Genomic DNA, 17,648 nt, shown 5'->3' with positions numbered 1-17,648 from the left:
CACGCGCGAGGGGCGGCATGTTAGGGCATGTCGCCCTTTTTTGATGCGCGCAAGGCGGGCGCGCCGGCAGCCCGCCGGGAGGTGAGAAGCTCTGAGAGTGGGGCCGGAGATCTGGAGTGTCGCCAATCGGGGCGTGCCATTTTGTTGCCGTGCGCGGCTGGCTTAATTGCCTTCTGGAGTCAGAGACTAGGTTGTCTGGAAGTGGGAGGATAGGCGGCACTCAGTCGACGACACGCGTCCAAACAGGGCGTGCAGAGGGTTCATGAGCTGAGAATTTGACAAGGTAAGGCGATCAGGCTTGAAGCGCCGACTGTACGGCCGAGGAAGGCGTGTTGCGGTGACCCACGTGGCGCAGCAAGCAGTCGACCAGATCGGCGCGGCGGATGGGCTTGGTGAGGAAATCATCCATGCCAGCTTGCAAACAGGCGCGTTTTTCCGCCTCAAACGCATTGGCGGTCAGCGCCACGATGCGCGGCTGGTGAACGGCGCTGGCGCGAATGGCTTCTGTGGCTTCGATCCCGCTCATATTTGGCATCGACATGTCCATGAAGATCAGGTCTGGCGGTGTTTCCAGCGTGGCCTCTACGGCTTCATAGCCGTCATTGGCAAAGCTTAGAGTGATCGGCAGTTTCTCCAGGTATTTGGCGACCAGCAAGCGGTTGGTTCGGTTGTCCTCGGCCACAAGCACATTGAGGCCGGCGAGGTCCAAGGCGTCATAGTCCAGCACTTCGGTGGCCTTGGCTTCGGTCAATTGTGGCGCTCCTGCCGGAGGCAGCTCAACGGGCAGGCTCACCTGGAAGCGAGAGCCTTCGCCAAACTCGGAGGTGACGGAGATTTCCCCACCCATGCGTTCGGTCAGGATGCGACAGATCGAGAGGCCCAGACCGGTGCCGCCAAAACGGCGGGTGGTGGAGGTTTCGGCCTGAGTAAATTCGTCAAAAATGGCGGCAAGCTTGTCTTTGGGGATGCCGATGCCGGTGTCCTGCACGGCAAAGTTCAGGGTCAGCGCCGCCATGCTGTCATCTTCGTCGAGACCGTCCATCCATACATCTACGTCAATTTTACCAAATTCTGTGAATTTGGTGGCGTTGCCGATGATGTTGGTTGCAATCTGGCGCAGGCGCACGTCATCCGCAAAGAGGTGCGCGGGCACATCCTCGGCGATGTGCAGGTTAAGTCCAATGCCCTTGTCATAGGCGGCAGTTTCCAAAAGGCGCAGCGTTTCCCTGAAGCAGGCGCGGGTGTCAAAGATGCTGTTGGTGATCTGCAACTTGCCTGCGTCCAGTTTGGACAGGTCGAGAATGTCGTTGATGATCGTCAGCAGGCTGCGCGAAGAGCCAATGATGGTTTTGGTGTAGTCATCCTGCTCTTCGGTCTGTTCGGTGTCCGACAGCAGGTCGGCCATGCCGATGATGCCGGTGAGCGGTGTCCGGATTTCATGGCTCATGTTGGCCAGGAAATCAGCCTTGGTGCGGGCTGCTTCTTCGGCGGCCTGGCGGGCCTTACGCATGGTGTTTGAGTGGTCTTTGATGGCTGTGATGTCGCGGGCGATGGTGACAAAGAACTCCACTTCGTCATCGGCGTTTTTCACCGGCAGCATCTGCATTTCACCCCAGCGTTCGCGGCCGTCTGCGAGCTTGTGACGCACCTCAATTTTTCCGTCTCCACCCGTCCGCATCGCCTTGGCTACTTTCTTGGTGATGTCGGTGTCCGCATTTGTGAGCTGAGCCAAAAGGCTGGTGGGCTTGCCAATGATGTCCTTGGCCGGGATGCCTGTCAGGGTGGTAAAAGCCTCGTTCACCCATTCGATTTCCTGCGCTGGATTGGACAGGATCACCGCGTCGTTGGTTTTGCGCGCCACCATGGACAGGCGCTGCAACTCGTTGCGATGCTTGCTGAGCGCGTCATTGGCGGCGGTGAGGTTTTTCTGGCTGTTTTGCAGGGCTTCGGTTTTGCGGAAGTTATCCACGCCGGCTTTGACAAAGGAAAAGCACATATAGCCCATGCTGATGACCACCATCAGTTCCGGCACATTCACATGCGGCATCGCCATTTCGCCGCCAAAGCGGATCGCTTGCAGCACCAGTAGAAATAGGGGTGTTAGGACAAACAGACCCATCTTGAAGATGGCCAATTTGGGGTTGGTCGGCAGGATGAGCGCGCCATTGACAATGCCCATGCCCAGCACCCCTGCGACTCCCATGATCGAAGCCTCTTTGCCGATCACGACCACGTAGAGCGTCGTAGCAAGGAACATCGAGATGGCTTGAAACGCGCCGCTCATCACCGCGGCCCGCAGAAGGGCGGCATGGCTTTCTCCGGCCCGCAGGCGTGCTGGAATACGCCGCAGCACCCACATGTCGACCGCTTCGCCGATGAGCAGCATGGCTGTGGCGCATCCCCCAACAACTGGTCCGGTGGCCAGAACGATCATCAACGCACCCAGGGAGTAAATCACGGTACGCTGTTTCAGAGCGCGCACACGCTCTGATGCATATTGCACCAATAGACCGCGCTGGCGGGCTGCCAGCTTGGCCGAGCGTCGCAACTGTTGTCCGGGGTCTGCCACCATAGTTCACGTACCACATAGTCTTTGGTGAAGCATGCATACCGTGACAGTGTTAATTTAATCACTCAGGTGAGGACGTAACGCTATGACTTCTAATAAAATTTTCGAGAAGCATGCGTGTTCTACCGGTGTCGTGTTGCAGGTATTGTCCCCCATATCAGTCGAATAGATGTGTCGACCCTGCATGCATTTTGCAGCCTTGCCCCTTGTTTGTTCATAAAGCTTCTGTATTTGGATATTTCAGAAACTGAAATACCTTAGGGATTCGCGCGTGCCCGACGACTTATTTTCCAACACCGATCTGCCGGATGAGTTTCTGGCGATCATCGGTGTCTTTGCCCTGTTCAACCAGATTGAGGCGGAGCTGGAAGACATCAACATCGACCCGCCCCTCACCAAAATGGAACGGCGGATTCTGGTGTTTATGGACCGGCCCAAACGCATGGGGGTTTTGGCGGAGGACACCTTCTGTATTCCCTCGGCGATCACACCGGTGGCGGACGCGTTGGAAGCGCGCGGGTTTGTTGAGAGAAACCGTGATCCAAAGGACCGGCGCGCGCTTGTGTTAGAATTGACCCCGGATGGGCTGGCCGCGCGAGCCACGTTGATGGACGCAGTCAAGCTCCGGTTCCGCGAGATTTGCGGCATGACCGTCGATGAAATCTCCCAGTTTGCCAAATTGGCTGTAAAGGCCATGCCCGGTGCTGTTGCGGCCGGGTTGTTGGAGGAAAAAGAATGCTGAAACAGTTTGGAAAAGTCTGCGCCACAGCGGCGATGATCTCGGTGAGTGGCGCGGTCGCAGCCCTAGCACAAGACGTGTTGAAGCCGGTGAAACTCATGGTGGTGAGCGAAGCGCCGGTGGCCTTTGAGCGGCAGTTCTTTGGTCAGGTGAAGGCGCGTCAGTCAGTGGATTTGGCGTTTCAGGTTGGCGGGCAGATTGTCGACTTCCCGGTGACCGAAGGTCTGAATATTGGCGAAGGCGATGTGATTGCGCGGCTGGATCTGGAGATCTTTGAGCTGCAACTCAATCAGGCGATTTTGCAGAAAGAACAGGCAGATCGCACGGTGGAGCGTCTCAACAAGCTGCGCGGCAACACGGTGAGCCAAGTGACTCTGGACGACGCGGAAACGCAGGCGTCTTTGGCGCAGATTGCGGTGAAGAACGCCGAGTGGTCTTTGCGCCATGCCACGTTGACAGCGCCGTTTGATGCGCTGGTGTCCAGCCGCAATGTGGAGCTGTTCACCACCGTGAGCGCGGGCAGCCCGGTGGTACGGATTCACGACCTGAGCGAACTGCGCATTGAAGTGGATGTGCCGGAGATCCTGTTCCAACGCGCGGGCAATGAGCAGAACGTGACCATCAAGGCGCGTTTCCCCGGAAATGACGAGGAGTTTGACCTGCAAATCCGCGAATTTGATGCGGAGACCAGCAGCGTGGGCCAGACTTTCCGCATCACCTTTGGCATGACACCGCCAGAAGGCAAAGTGATCCTGCCGGGCTCGTCCGTAACCGTGACTGTGAGCGCGGCGGAACCCTCCTCTGGCATTTTGGTGCCGCCAACGGCGATTGTGGTGGATGACAAAGGCGCAACTGGTGTGATGCGGTTTGACCCAAAGGGCGGCGACGAAGGCAAAGTGACCTGGGTGGCCGTGGAAAGCGAACCGGCCACAGCGGGCATGGTACGTATCAATGCGGGCCTGAACGACGGTGACGAAGTGGTGCTGACCGGTGGCGGTGCCTTGAGTGACGGCCAAGCCGTGCGCCGCTTTGTCGGCTTTGGCAACTGAGGGCGCGGGCGATGGTCAATATTGCACGCGGATCCATTGATCGGCCGATCTATAAATGGATGATCATCCTGATCTTCCTGATCGGCGGTGCGGTCAGCTTTTTGAACCTGGGACGGCTGGAAGACCCGGCCTTCACCATCAAACAGGCGGTTGTTGTCACCCAATACCCGGGCGCCACATCGGAGCAGGTGGCGATTGAGGTGTCCGAACCTCTGGAATCTGCCATTCAGAAGATGGAAGAGGTGGATTACATCACCTCGATCAACCAGCCGGGTGTGTCGCAGATCGATGTGCACATCAAATCGACCTATGACGGCAATGAACTGCCCGAGGTTTGGACACGGCTGCGGGCCAAGGTGGCGGACGCGGGGCGGCATCTGCCCACCGGGGTGAGCACGCCACTGGTGAATGACAGCTTTGGCGATGTGTTTGGCATCTTCCTTGGCGTGACCGCCGAGGGCTTTTCCGACGCGGAGAAACATGAGCTGGCAACGTTCCTGCGGCGAGAATTGCTGACCGTGGACGGCGTGGCGGATGTGGATATTCAAGGCCTGCCGGAAGAGGCGATCTTTGTGGAGCCGAATCTGGCGTTGTCGGTGAACCAGAACATCTCGTTGAACGCGATCGCGGGTGCGATTGCCAATGCGGATGCGGTGAATGCGGCCGGGACCGTGACAATCGACGGTGCCCGCACCCGTATCATGCGGCCCGATGGGTCCGACACGGTATCGGAAATCGCGGGACTGTCGCTGGGCCAGGATGGCAAGGTTGTGAACCTTGTTGACACCAGCCGCGTGTTCCGGGATCGGGTGGACAATCCGCGTCAGATCATTCGCTTCAACGGGGAAGAGGCCTTCACGCTTGGTGTCGCTGGCATTGCCACGGAAAACATCGTGGTGGTGGGCAAGCGCGTCGATGAAAAGCTGGCGCAGATGGCCGGGGACATTCCCGCAGGTGTCGAGCTGCACCCGATCTATCAACAGCACGTGGTGGTGGAGAAAGCCTCCAACGACTTCCTTGTCAACCTTGCGATGTCGGTGGCCATTGTGGTTGCCGTGCTGGCAGTCTTCATGGGTTGGCGCGCCGCCGTGGTGGTGGGGGTGACCCTGTTCCTGACGGTGGTGGGCACCTTCCTTTTTATGGGGCTGTTTTCAATCGAGATGGAGCGGATTTCCCTTGGCGCGCTGATCATTGCGATGGGCATGTTGGTGGACAACGCGATTGTGGTCGCCGAGGGCATGCAGATTTCGATGCTGCAGGGCAAGAACAGCCGAGAGGCGGCGGATGAGGCCTCGGGCAAGACGCAAATTCCGCTTCTGGGGGCGACTATCATTGGCATCATGGCCTTTGCGGGCATCGGCCTGAGCCCGGATGCGACCGGGGAATTCCTGTTCTCGCTGTTTGCAGTGATTGGCATTTCGCTTTTGTTGAGCTGGGTGCTGGCACTGACCGTGACGCCGATGCTTGGCCACTACCTGTTTAAACAAGGCAACGGTGGCGAGGGCGACGCTTATGGTGGGCTGATTTTCCGCATGTATGGCGCAAGCCTGCGACTGGCGTTGAAGCTGCGGTGGTTGGTGATTGTGGGGCTCATTGCCGTCACGGCGGTGTGCTACGCGGGCTTTGGCCTGATGAAGCAGCAGTTCTTCCCGGACAGCAATACGCCGCTGTTTTTTGTGCACTACAAGCTGCAGCAGGGCACGCCCATTGCGACCACGTCGGATCAGATGGCGGTGCTCGAAGAGTGGTTGGCGGAGCGCGACGATGTGGTGAGCTACGCCACCTTTGTCGGTCAAGGTGCGACCCGGTTTATGCTGACCTATGAGTCCGAGAAGGCCAACCCAAGCTATGGCCACATCATTGTACGGGCTGAAAACCTTGAGGCGATCCCGCCGCTGCAAAAGGACCTGGAAGCCTTTGGTGCAGAGGCCTTGCCTGAAGGTGAGTTCCGCACCAAGCGACTGGTCTTTGGCCCAGGTGGCGGCGACCCAATTCAGGTGCGTTTCTCCGGTAGTGATCCTGTGGTGCTGCGCCAATTGGCGACCCAAGCGGCGGAGGTGCTGACACAAACCACCGAGGACATCACCAGCGTGCGCACCAACTGGCGTGAGCAGGAATTGGTGATCAAACCGATCTACGCAACAGAGCGGGCGCAGACCGCCGGTGTGGACCGCGAAGACATCGCTGACATGTTCCAATTTGCCACCGACGGGCTGACCACGGGCGAGTTCCGCGAGAACGAACGTCTGATCCCGATTATCCTGCGACGACAGGCGGACGGGGCTTTTGGGTTGGTGGATCAGGTGGTTTACTCCACCACCTCCAACAGCTTTGTGCCAGTGGAACAGATGGTCGATGGCTTTGTGCATGAGACGCAAAACACCCTGATCCATCGGCGCGACCGCGTGGCGACCATCACGGTAGGAGCGGACATCCGCTCTGGCCTGACGGCGGCACAGGTACAGGCGCAGGTCACAGGGCCAATTGAGGCGATGGACATTCCGGTCGGCTACAAGATGGAATGGGGCGGTGAGTTGGAAAACAGTTCGGAAGCACAGGAAAGCCTGGGCAAACAACTGCCGCTGAGCCTGTTGATCATGGTGCTGATTTCGGTGCTGTTGTTCAACGCCATCCGTCAGCCGATCATCATCTGGCTTTTGGTGCCGATGTCGGTGAACGGCGTGGTGCTGGGGCTGTTGGGTACGGATATGCCGTTTACGTTCACCGCTTTGCTTGGCCTGTTGAGCCTGTCGGGCATGTTGATCAAAAACGGCATCGTGCTGGTTGAGGAAATCGACTTTGTGCGCGACGAAGGCCTGCCGATGCGCGACGCTATTGTGAAGGCAAGCGTGTCGCGTTTGCGGCCGGTGATGCTGGCAGCGGTCACAACCATCCTTGGCATGGCGCCGTTGTTGACTGATGCGTTCTTTGTGTCGATGGCGATCACCATCATGGGCGGCCTGGCTTTTGCCACCATCCTGACGCTGATTGCGGCGCCGGTGTTCTATCTGGTGTTCTTTGGCAAAGAAGAGCGGCGCGAGAAGAAAGCGGCGGCGGCAGCCGCGCCCGCCTGACGCGCAACGCTACTAAAATAGAGAGGCCGTCCAATGTGGGCGGCCTTTTGTTTTTGGCGCTAAGCTGGCATAGGGGCGGTCCCGGCCCGCGAGAAGGCACAAGACAAAGACATGTTGCGCAGCAGTTTGAGAGTGATGGCACCGCAAAGACAGGAGGCACGCTGTGTTTCTGCCTGATGCCCCTTTGCCCGATGGGCTGTTCCGTTTCATTGCGCTGGATGTGGAAACCGCCAACCGCGATGCGGCCTCGATCAGCCAGATTGGCTTGGCCTGCGTGCGCAGCGATGGCGGGATTGAGACGTTTTCGACCTACATCAACCCGGATCAGGAATTTGCCGACTTCAACACCGAGCTGACAGGGATTGATGCGGGCACCGTGCGGGACGCGCCGAGTTTCGCGCAGGCCTGGCAGCGGATGATGCCGCTGTTGTCGCGGCATTTGATGGTGCAGCACAGCGGGTTTGACCAGAAGGCCATCACAGCCGCCTGTCGTGCGGCGGGGCTAAACGGGCCAAAGATGGAATGGGCCGATAGCGTGAAGATCGCGCGCAAGGCCTGGCCCGAATTTCGCGGCAATGGTGGGCATGGGCTTGGTCACCTGAAAAAGGCGCTGGGGCTTGAGTTTCATCACCACGACGCGGGTGAAGACGCACGGGCGGCGGCGGAGGTGGTGCTGTTGGCCGAAGAGCGGCTGAAATGCACAATTGAAGAGATCACCGGTAAGATCAAACACCTGCAACTGACGTTTGAGTTCTGAGACTTTAGAGTCTTACCGCGCAGATTGTCCCATACTCTCAATGCTTTGGATAAGTTGGTCGGCGTGTCGCAAGGCCGTGGCTGTGGTGGTCACCATCGCGGGCAAGACCATCCATTCCAACGACCACGCGCTGCCGGAACGCTCCTGTTCATGCACGAGGGCGTGGTGCATCGCTGGCAGTTGCGTGGCGTTGTAGCGCGCCAAGGTGATCAGCAATTCCGCCCGCACCGGGTTTTGTTTATGCGGCATGGCAGAGCTGGTGCCGCCGCCGGAGAAGCGCGCTTCCTCCACGCCTTGCTGCGCCATTAGAGCAAGATCCTGCCCCATCTTGCCCAAGCTGCCGGTCACCATTGAGAGCCAATTGGCGTAGTCGGTTAGGCTTTCGCGCGTGACGTGCCAGGCGCGGTCGGGGTTGGAGAGGTTGAGGTTTTTGGCCAGCGCAGTGGCGACGGCGTCGCCATGCGGCGCGAGGCTGGTGCGATTGCCCACCGGGCCACCAAATTGCAGGGTTTCGACGAGCGGGCGCAACGCTTTGAGGCGGTCTATGTGAGACGCTGGCGGATTGCACCAAGTGGCAATGCGGTCTGATACCGAGATGGGCAAAGCGGTCTGCATGCGCGTGCGGCCCATCATGGTGGCCTCGCCCCATTTGCCTATGAGCGCGTCGAGCGCTGTCAGCAGTCCCGCAAGTTGCGCCTCAAACCGCGTGTTCGCGTCGCGCAGGATCAGCGAGACCGCCGTGTCGATCAGATCCTGACTGGTGGCACCAGTGTGAATGGCTGGGAGCGCGGAGGGTCGCGCGTGGGCTTTGAGTTGACGCACAAACTCCGGCACGGGCAGGCCATCCTGCACCACATTTTCGGCGACCTTCGCGAGGTCCGGTTGGAAGCTGTTGATGTCTTCCACCGCTTCCGCCGCGACGGCGTGATCTACCACGCCAGCCTCTGCGAGCGCCTCGGCCAAGGCGCGTTCAAACTGGATAAACCCGTCGACAAACCGCGCGGTGTCCCACAGCGCCTCGCTCTCAGGATCAGAGAACAGCGGGCCAAACAGATGGGCGGCGTGGGTCATCGGGTTCATCGTCAGGGCCGATCAGGTTGCGGCACGCAGGCCAAGGATGTCGCGCGCTTGCGCAGGCGTCGCCAGGGGGCGTTCGTATTTCTCACACAGCTCAGCGGCGCGGGCGATCAGGGCGGCGTTTGAGGGCGCCAGCGTGTTGCGGTCCAGACGCACGTTGTCTTCCAGACCGGCTCGGGTGTGGCCGCCTGCGGCGATGGCCCATTCGTTTACGGTGATCTGCGCCGCGCCAATGCCCGCCGCGCACCATTCGGCGTTGGGGGCGCGGTCCTGCATGATTTTCACGTAGAACTCAAACACCTCGCGATCCACCGGCATGGCGTTTTTCACGCCCATGACAAACTGCACATAAAGCTGGCCGTATAGCGTGCCCGCCTCATGATGACGGATGGCCTGCAGGATGTGGCTCAGGTCAAAGGCCTCGATTTCCGGTGTGATTTCATACGTCTGCATCTCGCTGGAGAGCCAGGAAATCAGCTCCGGCGGGTTTTCATAGACCCGCGTGGGGAAGTTGTTGGAACCGACAGAAAGCGAGGCCATTTCGGGCCGCAGCGGCAGCATGCCACCGCGCGCTTGGCCTGCGCCAGAGCGTCCACCGGTGGAGAATTGGATGATCACGCCGGGGCAGTGTTTTTCCAACCCCTCTTTCAGCAAGGCAAACTTCTCCGGATCACTGGACGGTGTTTCATCATCGTTGCGCACATGGGCGTGGATGATCGAGGCGCCTGCCTCGACAGCCGCATGGCTGCTTTCGATCTGTTCGCTGACCGTGGTGGGCACAGCAGGGTTGTCCGCCTTGGTGGGCACGGAACCGGTGATGGCGCAGCACAGGATGCAGGGTTTGCTCATGGTGATCTCGTTTGATTGGCCCCGTCCAAAAGACAGGGGCGGTCGTCAGATGTCAAAGAAGACAGTTTCGTTGTCGCCCTGAAGCGTGATGTCGAACCGATAGACGGGGGAGCCGTCGCGCATTTCGCGTTTGGCAATCAAGGTGGCGCGGCGGTTTTCCCATTCGATGACGTTGAGCACAGGGTCCGTGGCGTTGGCCTCAGCCTCGTCGTCAAAATAGAGCCGCGTGTTCAGGCCGACGTTGATGCCCCGGGCCACGATCCACAACGAGATATGTGGCGCCATCAGGTGTCCGTTGCGGCCCATGACACGCCCGGGTTTGATGGTGTCAAAGCCCCATTCGCCGGTGTCAAAATCGGTGATCACGCGGCCCCAGCCTTTGAAGCCTTCTTCGGTCTCACCGGCCTGTTTCGGATGCGGGTAAAGGCCCTCTGAATTAGCCTGCCAGGCTTCCAGCATCACGTCTTTCACCGGGCTGCCAGTGCCGTCGATCACCAGCCCTTCGATGCGAATGCGCTCGCCTTTGGCATTGGGGCCGGCGATGTCCCAGCCCAATTCGCGTTCGTAGATGTCAAACCCTGCCGCGCCGGGGGCAAGGCCGATGTGCACGTATGGCCCAGCCGTTTGGGAGGGCGTTTCTTTAAGGTAGTCGAGCTTCTGCACCATGCTCAATTGCCCTCCATGCGGTTTTCGAACAGGGTGGAGCGCCGTCCGCGCAGCACGATGTCAAACTTATAGGCGATGCTGTCCAGCGGCACCGAGGCGTTCATATCAAGCGCGGCAATCAACTGACCACGTGCGGCTTTATCCGGGATGGTGTTCACAATCGGGCATTTGGCGATCAGCGGGTCGCCCTCAAAATACAGCTGCGTGATCAGGCGTTGGGCAAAGGCGGTGCCAAACACCGACACATGAATATGCGCCGGCCGCCAGTTGTTGACCCAATTGCGCCAGGGGTAGGCGCCGGGTTTCACGGTACGGAAATAGTAGTAGCCGTTGTCGTCGGTGGTGGTGCGGCCGCAGCCGCCAAAGTTGGGATCAATGGGCGCGAGATAGGCGTCTTTCTTATGGCGATAGCGCCCTCCAGCGTTGGCCTGCCAGATCTCCACCAAAGTGTTGGGCACGGGGCGGGCGTTTTCATCCAGCACGCGGCCATGCACAATGATGCGCTCGCCAATCGCGCTTTCGCCGGGTTTGGCGTAGTTGTGCAGCAGGTCGCGGTCCATCTCGGTCACGTCGCCATGGCCAAAGCGTGGCCCGGTGATCTCGCTGACGGTTTGTTCCAGACTGATCAGAGCGTTTTGCGGGGACCGCGCCACGGAGGTTTTGTAGTCCTGCGAAAATGCAGGCGGGTGCCATTCCCGGTCACGCTGATAAAATTCTGCGGGTTTGCTCATAGTGTTGCTCCTCCCCTGCGCGCATAGAATGCGCGATCAGCCCATCTCTGCAAAGGTCTGTTTCGCCAGTTTGAGGGCGTGGTTGGCTTTGGGCACACCACAGTAAATCGCCACGTGCTGAAACACCTCCATCACGTCTTCCTGGCTGGCCCCGGTGTTGGCGGTGGCGCGGATGTGCATCGGGATTTCGTCAAAGTTGCCAGTGGCCGCGAGCAAGGCCAGGGTCAGCATGGAACGTTCCCGCAGGCTGATCGCGTCACTGGCCCAGACCGTGCCCCAGGCCGCTTCGGTGATCAGGGTCTGAAAAGGCGTGTCCAGCGCGGTTTTGTTGGCCTCCGTGCGATCGACATGGGCGTCACCCAGCACTTTGCGGCGGACCTTCATACCGGTGGCGAATTTGTCAGACATGGCGTGTCTCCTTTGTCTGGCCCAATCAGTAGGGCAGACCCACATAGTTCTGGGCAAACACTTTTTGTGCAGCGTCGTTGCTGCGCAGGAAATCGATCTCGGCGCGCTGCATCTTCAGATCAAACTCGGATTGATCCGGATATCGGTGCAGCAGATTGGTGGTCGACCAGCTGAACCGCTCAGCCTTCCAGATACGCGCCAGCGCCCGTTCGGAATAGGCGTCGATGCCCGCGGTATCCTTGTCCTGATAGACCTGCACGAGACCGTGGTAGAGGTAGTGGATGTCGGATGCGGCGGTGTTCAGCCCCTTGGCGCCGGTGGGCGGCACGATGTGGGCGGCATCGCCACAGAGAAACAGACGGCCCCAGCGCATCGGTTCGGTCACAAAGCTGCGCAAGGGCGCGATGGATTTTTCAATTGAGGGGCCGGTCACCAAGGCTTCTGCGTGGCGGGTAGGAATGCGGCGTTTGAGTTCGGTCCAGAAGGCAGCGTCGCTCCAATCGTCGGGCGAGTCGCTGAGCGAGCATTGGATGTAATACCGGCTGAGGTTGGCGTTGCGCATGGAACAGAGGGCAAAGCCGCGCTCCGACCAGCTGTAGATCAACTCGTCATGCACGGGGGGCGTTTCGGACAGCACGCCCAGCCAGCCAAAGGGGTAGACCTTTTCATATTCGCGACGCACCGAGGTAGGGATAGTCTGGCGACTGACGCCGTGGAAGCCATCACAGCCGGCGATGTAGTCACAGTCGATCCGGTGCTCGCTGCCGTCCACGTGGTAGGTCACGTAAGGCGCGTCACTTTTGGCGTCGTGGATCACCACGTCCTCGACATTGAACACCAGATTGCCGCCCTCAGCCTCACGTGCGTCATAGAGGTCGCGGGTCAGCTCGGTCTGGCCATAGACCATGACGTCTTTCCCGGTGTGCGCGTGAAAAGAGATGCCAAACTCTTCTTCGCCATAGGCAATCACCGTGCCATGGTGGGTGAAGCCTTCGGCATCCATGCGGGCGCCGACACCGGCCTCGCGCATCAGATCCACAAAGCCTGTTTCCAGAATGCCCGCGCGGATGCGCCCCAGCACGTAGTCGCGGGTTTTGCGCTCCAGAACAATGCTGTCGATGCCTTTGCGGTGCAGCAGTTGTGAGAGCAAAAGCCCAGACGGGCCGCCGCCGATAATGCAAACCTGAGTGCGCATGAAAGTCCTCCTGTTGGCAGTTTGACTTCCCAAAAGCGAAAAGTAAAATGAGCTATTATCAGTTTTAGTTATCAAAAACGAGCATCAAGTCATGATCGATCGGCGCATCAAGTTCCGTCACATCCAGTGTTTTGCCGAGATTGTGCGGCACAACAGCTTAAAATCGGCGGCACAGCATCTGAACCTGACACAGCCCGCGATTTCCAAGACGCTGAAGGAGCTGGAAGAGGTTGTTGGGGCCGATCTGTTGGTGCGCAATCGCGGTGGCGTCAGCCTGACCAAACAGGGCGAGGTGTTTTTACACTTTGCCCAGATGAGCCTCGCGGCTTTGCAGCAGGGGCTCAACGGGGTGGCGCAGATGGAAGCGGCGGGGCGGGTCAGCCTCTCTGTTGGCGCTTTGCCCAGTGTGGCAGCGCGGCTGATGCCGGAAGTGGTGCAGGCCTTTTCAGAGCTGGCGCCGGATGTGATGCTGCATATTCATGACGGGCCTCATGGCTATCTGATCGAAGAACTGCGCCGGGGGCAGCTGGATATGGTGATCGGGCGCATGGGCGCGCCAGAGGTGATGCGGGGGATCGCGTTCACCCAGCTGTATGATGAGCATGTTGAGTTCGTCGTGCGCCGGGGGCATCCGCTTCTTGCGCAACCCGACATTCATCGTTTGGAAGATTGGCCGGTGATCTTTCCGCCGGCGGCCGCGGCAATCCGTCCATTGGTGGAGCGGGCGCTGGTGGCGCAGGGCGTTGGGGAGATTGGCCGGAAAGTCGAAAGCGTGTCCGGGGCTTTTGGTCGGAACCATGCGCTTTCCCATGACGCGGTGTGGATCATCTCGCATGGGGTGGTGGCCAAAGAACTGGAAAGCGGTGCGCTGGTGCGACTGCCGTTTGACACCTCGCTCACCAAAGGGCCGGTTGGTTTGATGGCCCGCACAGAAGGGCAACTATCTGCCGCTGAATCTCTTTTCCGGCGGGTTTTGACAGAGGTCGCGGGGCGCATTGGCTAGTTGGCCTGGCCGGTTTTAGTGATCCGGCGTTTTTCCGCCTGTCAGCTTTTGATTTTGGCAAAAAAACCACCATATTATGGGGGACAACAAAAAACGAATGAGGTGATTGCATGAAACTTATTTTGATCCCGGCAATGGTAGGTAGCTTGGCCGTTCTGTCCGCATGTGCCGGTGGTGTAACCGAAAAAGACATCGGTTGTGCTGGCGCTACTATTACAGGTGCAGTGGTCGGCGGTGCTTTGGGCAACCAGCTCGGCGGCGGCTCCGGTAAAGACATCCTGACAGCCGGCGGTGCTGTGGCCGGTGGTGCAATCGCGAACAACGCTGCAGGCTGCTAAACTGGTCTGACGCAGACATGAGACACAAGAAATGGCTGGCACGCTTTGCAGCGTGCCAGCCATTTCTTGTTGTGTGCATCGATTGAAAGACACCGCGAACGCGTTCGCGGCAGCGTCCAGAATTCAAGAGAAATTTTTGCAGAAGATACCCATAGAAGCGCGCATTGAACGCCAAAAGAGTTCGCGAAACTCTCACACACGATCGTTTGGTTGGCCTTCAAACAAAAGGCATTTCTCCGCTCGGCAAAACGATCCGATTTTCTAAGGTCTTGATTGCAAAATCAGTGACTATTGGGGAGCGCGAAATTCGGGCTAAAAAGCGAGAGTTTCCGCGGAGTTTAGGCCTAGCGGAAAGGCGTGATCGGCAAATTTCGGTGTCAGCGATGCTCTCATTGCCACTTTTCTTTCCCGCGGAAGCAAGCGTAGCGAAGAAATGCTGACGTCACATAGACTGTCCAAACGGAGCTCCGATTGGCTCTTTCAGAAATGAGCCGTCTGGGTTTGCGAAACTCGGTGCTGCAAAATCAACAGGCGCCGTGTGTTATCGGGTCGCAGTCCACTCAATGTAGCCGGAATGCCGCTTGAATGCTCAGAGCTGCTCCCAAATTCTGCGTCCTACTGTGCCCAAGTGGTGGCCTGCGCGTTTGGTCAGGCAAATGGGTAAGGATAGCTCACCGAGCGTGGACAGCTTCTCAAGGCTGCCATCAGAAACCTCCTGTTCGACCATGTGATCAGGAAGACGTCCCCAACCTAAGCCTGCCAAGATCAACTCCTTCTTCGTCGCCATGTCGGTTACGAACCACTTGGGAGCGTCGCCTAACAGTCCGGTATCAGGTGCCTTTTCATCGCTGGATTTGACGACCACCTGAGGGTGGCGTCCGAGCTCTGTTTTGCTGACCAGCGCAGGATTCGAACCTACCAGTTCAGGGGCTGCCACCAATGGGAAGCTCATCTGAGTGATTTGGCGGTAGTCGATGAACGGGCTGCGTGTCGGGGCTGCGAAGATCGCGATGTCGACCTTTTCAGCCATCAATTGCCGTTCACCCGAGGCCGTTTCGATCTCCAGATGCAATGTGGTCGAGGGAAATTCGCGCTTCAGCTCCTTCAGCAATTTGGCCAGACGCGGAATGGGGAAGTTGCTGCTAACGCCAATGCGCAACTCGGTTTCCACTTCTCCCTTCAGGTCCCGCACGAAATCTTCGAATTGCTGCGCCTGGTCCAGCAAATGACGGATCTGCGCAAGCAACGCCCTGCCCTCACGTGTCAGCGTCGGGCGATAGGTCGACCTGTCAAAAATCTGGACCTGATAGAAATCCTCCACTTGCTTGACCGAATAAGACACAGCAGATCTCGCCTTGTTCAGCTTTTCGCTGGCCAGTTGGAAACTGCCGGTGTCGCAGATCGTAGCAACAACGTTGAGATGGTCGAGATTTGTCATCGTCTAATTTTATGACGGAGTTGGTCGGAAAGCTATGCTTTTTCCTGACGTATTGTGGGCGTATTCCGATGTCAGACGACAGCTACGCGGACATCCGACATGACCAATGCAACAATCTCCCCCGATTTCCCTTTCGCGTCGCGGTTTGTCGAGGTGATGGGCAGCCGGATTCACTATGTTGAAGACGGTACGGGCGATCCCATCCTATTTGTCCATGGCAACCCGGCCTCCTCTTACATCTGGCGCAACATCATTCCCCACGTCACGCCATATGCCCGTGCTATTGCTGTAGATCTGATCGGGTTCGGCAAGTCCGACAAGCCCGACATTTCTTACGGTTTTGACGATAGCTACGCTTATCTCGAGGGGTTCATCGAGGCTCTGGGCCTGACCGATATTACCCTTGTGGTGCAGGATTGGGGGTCTGGCCTTGGGTTCCACTACGCAAATCAGCACCGTGACAAGATCAAGGGCATCGTCTTCATGGAGGCGATGCATCGCGAGATCGATTTTGCCGCCATGGCGCGCAGCGATAAGCTGCTGATGCGTCTGATCCGCGCGCCCTTTGCCAGCTGGCTGATGCTTGGCGTTATGAACAGTTTCGTGAAGCAAATGCTGCCCGATTGGATCAAGCGCGATCTGAGCCAACAGGAAATGGCCGCCTACCTCGCACCGTTTCCCACGGTCAAAAGCCGCAAGCCGGTTTACGTTTTCCCGCGCGACGTTCCGGTCGAAGGTAAGCCTGAGCATATTTCACGCGCAGTGGAGGCGTATTCTAACTGGCTGACGGAAACTCCTATTCCTAAGCTGTTTTTTCACGCTGATCCGGGTGTGTTGATCCGCCAAAAAGACGTGGCTTGGATCAAGGATAACTTTCGCAACCTGACCAGCGTTGATTTGGGGGAAGGCCTGCATTTCCTACAGGAAGACTACCCGCATGAGATCGGACGCGCTCTGGCCGGTTGGTATCTCAACCTGAACAACGCGCAAACCGAAGGAACACGTCATGCCGTATGACTTCCCCTCTGCCACACCACATGGTGAGATCACCGAGATCTTTCCTGATATTTTTCACGTGACCGGCAGCGTCGACATGGTGCCGGGTATGCGCATCAGTCGCGCGATGACCATTCTGCGCGACGGCGACGCCCTAACCCTGATCAGCCCGATACGCCTGTCCGAAGAGGGCCTGGCCGCGCTTCAGGCACTTGGGCAAGTCACGCATATCGTCAAATTGGGCGGTTATCACCTGGGTGCACAGAACGGGTTAGACGATCCCTTCTACGTGCGCCGCTACGGTGCAACGCTCTGGGCATTGGCGGGGATGGACCACAAGGGCGGCCTGAAACCGGACCACATTCTGCAGGTGGGGGGTGAGATGCCCGCACCGGGCTTGTCGCTTTTCACCTACGAGACATCGACCTTGCCGGAAGGCATGTTCCTGCTGGAGCGCGAGGACGGCATCCTGATCACCGCAGACAGCTTGCAGAACTGGACCAAGCCGGACGCCTTTTTCAGCGAGATCGCAGCTGAGCGCATGGGCCAGGCCGGGTTCTTCAAGCCTGCCAATATCGGCCCTGAGTGGCTGCGCTTTTGCACGCCGGACCCGCAAGAGTTCAACAGGGTGGCGGCGTTGCACTTCCGGCACCTTCTGCCATCCCACGGCACACCGTTTCTGGGCAGCGCCAAAGACGCGCTGTTGAAAACCTTCTCGACAACCCTTGGGCTAAAACCGCCCTACACATCGGAGTAACC

16 protein-coding genes are annotated in these 17,648 nt (G+C 58.6%); 8 read left to right on the top strand and 8 right to left on the bottom strand.

All coding sequences use genetic code 11. The features are described from left to right. Window positions 1-292: 292 nt before the first annotated feature. On the bottom strand, window positions 293-2,572 hold the full coding sequence (locus tag SIB38_RS02075) for a PAS domain-containing hybrid sensor histidine kinase/response regulator (protein WP_294115683.1): 2,280 nt from the start codon (window positions 2,570-2,572) through the stop codon (window positions 293-295). A 268-nt stretch (window positions 2,573-2,840) separates the two neighbouring features. Here SIB38_RS02075 and SIB38_RS02070 point away from each other — a divergent pair, with 268 nt between their 5' ends. The 4 genes from SIB38_RS02070 to SIB38_RS02055 all read left to right on the top strand — a co-directional run bounded on the left by SIB38_RS02070 (window position 2,841) and on the right by SIB38_RS02055 (window position 8,188). Beyond that, window positions 2,841-3,311: a MarR family winged helix-turn-helix transcriptional regulator gene (locus SIB38_RS02070; protein ID WP_294115685.1), complete on the top strand. Its 471-nt coding sequence runs from the start codon at window positions 2,841-2,843 to the stop codon at window positions 3,309-3,311. Further along, on the top strand, window positions 3,305-4,357 hold the full coding sequence (locus SIB38_RS02065; protein WP_412551236.1) for an efflux RND transporter periplasmic adaptor subunit: 1,053 nt from the start codon (window positions 3,305-3,307) through the stop codon (window positions 4,355-4,357). Before SIB38_RS02070 ends, SIB38_RS02065 begins: the two co-directional genes overlap by 7 nt. Before the next feature lie 11 nt (window positions 4,358-4,368). Next, the gene (locus SIB38_RS02060) at window positions 4,369-7,431 is read left to right on the top strand and encodes an efflux RND transporter permease subunit (protein WP_412551234.1); all 3,063 of its coding nucleotides are present in this window, start codon (window positions 4,369-4,371) and stop codon (window positions 7,429-7,431) included. A gap of 163 nt (window positions 7,432-7,594) precedes the next feature. Further along, on the top strand, window positions 7,595-8,188 hold the full coding sequence (locus SIB38_RS02055; RefSeq protein ID WP_294115689.1) for a 3'-5' exonuclease: 594 nt from the start codon (window positions 7,595-7,597) through the stop codon (window positions 8,186-8,188). A 12-nt stretch (window positions 8,189-8,200) separates the two neighbouring features. Here the strand turns inward: SIB38_RS02055 and SIB38_RS02050 are convergent, their stop codons facing one another. From SIB38_RS02050 to pobA, 6 genes are read right to left on the bottom strand one after another with little or no spacing between them, the layout of a single operon-like run. Further along, window positions 8,201-9,268, bottom strand: a complete 1,068-nt coding sequence (locus SIB38_RS02050; protein WP_294115691.1) for a 3-carboxy-cis,cis-muconate cycloisomerase — start codon at window positions 9,266-9,268, stop codon at window positions 8,201-8,203. Window positions 9,269-9,280: 12 nt separating this feature from the next. Continuing rightward, window positions 9,281-10,114, bottom strand: coding sequence for a 3-keto-5-aminohexanoate cleavage protein (locus tag SIB38_RS02045; protein WP_294115693.1), 834 nt, complete (start codon window positions 10,112-10,114; stop codon window positions 9,281-9,283). A gap of 45 nt (window positions 10,115-10,159) precedes the next feature. Further along, a complete protein-coding gene (gene pcaG, locus SIB38_RS02040; RefSeq protein WP_412551233.1) occupies window positions 10,160-10,780 on the bottom strand; it encodes a protocatechuate 3,4-dioxygenase subunit alpha in 621 nt (206 codons plus the stop codon). Window positions 10,781-10,782: 2 nt separating this feature from the next. After that, window positions 10,783-11,511, bottom strand: coding sequence for a protocatechuate 3,4-dioxygenase subunit beta (pcaH, locus tag SIB38_RS02035; protein WP_294115696.1), 729 nt, complete (start codon window positions 11,509-11,511; stop codon window positions 10,783-10,785). A 36-nt stretch (window positions 11,512-11,547) separates the two neighbouring features. Next, on the bottom strand, window positions 11,548-11,919 hold the full coding sequence (pcaC, locus tag SIB38_RS02030) for a 4-carboxymuconolactone decarboxylase (RefSeq protein WP_412551232.1): 372 nt from the start codon (window positions 11,917-11,919) through the stop codon (window positions 11,548-11,550). Window positions 11,920-11,944: 25 nt separating this feature from the next. Continuing rightward, window positions 11,945-13,114, bottom strand: a complete 1,170-nt coding sequence (pobA, locus tag SIB38_RS02025; RefSeq protein ID WP_412551231.1) for a 4-hydroxybenzoate 3-monooxygenase — start codon at window positions 13,112-13,114, stop codon at window positions 11,945-11,947. A 91-nt stretch (window positions 13,115-13,205) separates the two neighbouring features. Between pobA and pcaQ the strand changes: the two genes are divergently transcribed. Further along, complete coding sequence (pcaQ, locus tag SIB38_RS02020) at window positions 13,206-14,117, top strand: pca operon transcription factor PcaQ (RefSeq protein WP_412551230.1); 912 nt, start codon at window positions 13,206-13,208, stop codon at window positions 14,115-14,117. A 110-nt stretch (window positions 14,118-14,227) separates the two neighbouring features. Next, a complete protein-coding gene (locus SIB38_RS02015; protein WP_294115704.1) occupies window positions 14,228-14,455 on the top strand; it encodes a hypothetical protein in 228 nt (75 codons plus the stop codon). A gap of 589 nt (window positions 14,456-15,044) precedes the next feature. Here SIB38_RS02015 and SIB38_RS02010 read toward each other — a convergent pair. Then, the gene (locus SIB38_RS02010) at window positions 15,045-15,893 is read right to left on the bottom strand and encodes a LysR family transcriptional regulator (protein WP_294115706.1); all 849 of its coding nucleotides are present in this window, start codon (window positions 15,891-15,893) and stop codon (window positions 15,045-15,047) included. Window positions 15,894-15,992: 99 nt separating this feature from the next. On the opposite strand from SIB38_RS02010, the gene SIB38_RS02005 reads away from it, so the two are divergent. Together SIB38_RS02005 and SIB38_RS02000 are read left to right on the top strand one after the other, a co-directional pair. Continuing rightward, window positions 15,993-16,910, top strand: a complete 918-nt coding sequence (locus SIB38_RS02005) for a haloalkane dehalogenase (protein ID WP_294115708.1) — start codon at window positions 15,993-15,995, stop codon at window positions 16,908-16,910. Beyond that, on the top strand, window positions 16,900-17,646 hold the full coding sequence (locus SIB38_RS02000) for a hypothetical protein (protein WP_294115710.1): 747 nt from the start codon (window positions 16,900-16,902) through the stop codon (window positions 17,644-17,646). Before SIB38_RS02005 ends, SIB38_RS02000 begins: the two co-directional genes overlap by 11 nt. The last annotated feature ends 2 nt before the right edge of the window (window positions 17,647-17,648 follow it).

It is taken from the genome of Shimia sp. MIT910701, from assembly GCF_047126315.1.
GTDB lineage: Bacteria > Pseudomonadota > Alphaproteobacteria > Rhodobacterales > Rhodobacteraceae > Shimia.
This window is presented reverse-complemented; position numbering and strand designations above follow the sequence as displayed.

What these genes read in the sequence shown, in the direction of transcription:
- SIB38_RS02075 (WP_294115683.1), bottom strand. Translation starts at nt 2,572, where the DNA reads ATGGTGGCAGACCCCGGACAACAGTTGCGACGCTCGGCCAAGCTGGCA.
- SIB38_RS02065 (WP_412551236.1), top strand. Translation starts at nt 3,305, where the DNA reads ATGCTGAAACAGTTTGGAAAAGTCTGCGCCACAGCGGCGATGATCTCG.
- SIB38_RS02060 (WP_412551234.1), top strand. Translation starts at nt 4,369, where the DNA reads ATGGTCAATATTGCACGCGGATCCATTGATCGGCCGATCTATAAATGG.
- SIB38_RS02050 (WP_294115691.1), bottom strand. Translation starts at nt 9,268, where the DNA reads ATGAACCCGATGACCCACGCCGCCCATCTGTTTGGCCCGCTGTTCTCT.
- SIB38_RS02045 (WP_294115693.1), bottom strand. Translation starts at nt 10,114, where the DNA reads ATGAGCAAACCCTGCATCCTGTGCTGCGCCATCACCGGTTCCGTGCCC.
- pcaG (WP_412551233.1), bottom strand. Translation starts at nt 10,780, where the DNA reads ATGGTGCAGAAGCTCGACTACCTTAAAGAAACGCCCTCCCAAACGGCT.
- pcaH (WP_294115696.1), bottom strand. Translation starts at nt 11,511, where the DNA reads ATGAGCAAACCCGCAGAATTTTATCAGCGTGACCGGGAATGGCACCCG.
- pcaC (WP_412551232.1), bottom strand. Translation starts at nt 11,919, where the DNA reads ATGTCTGACAAATTCGCCACCGGTATGAAGGTCCGCCGCAAAGTGCTG.
- pobA (WP_412551231.1), bottom strand. Translation starts at nt 13,114, where the DNA reads ATGCGCACTCAGGTTTGCATTATCGGCGGCGGCCCGTCTGGGCTTTTG.
- pcaQ (WP_412551230.1), top strand. Translation starts at nt 13,206, where the DNA reads ATGATCGATCGGCGCATCAAGTTCCGTCACATCCAGTGTTTTGCCGAG.
- SIB38_RS02015 (WP_294115704.1), top strand. Translation starts at nt 14,228, where the DNA reads ATGAAACTTATTTTGATCCCGGCAATGGTAGGTAGCTTGGCCGTTCTG.
- SIB38_RS02010 (WP_294115706.1), bottom strand. Translation starts at nt 15,893, where the DNA reads ATGACAAATCTCGACCATCTCAACGTTGTTGCTACGATCTGCGACACC.
- SIB38_RS02005 (WP_294115708.1), top strand. Translation starts at nt 15,993, where the DNA reads ATGACCAATGCAACAATCTCCCCCGATTTCCCTTTCGCGTCGCGGTTT.
- SIB38_RS02000 (WP_294115710.1), top strand. Translation starts at nt 16,900, where the DNA reads ATGCCGTATGACTTCCCCTCTGCCACACCACATGGTGAGATCACCGAG.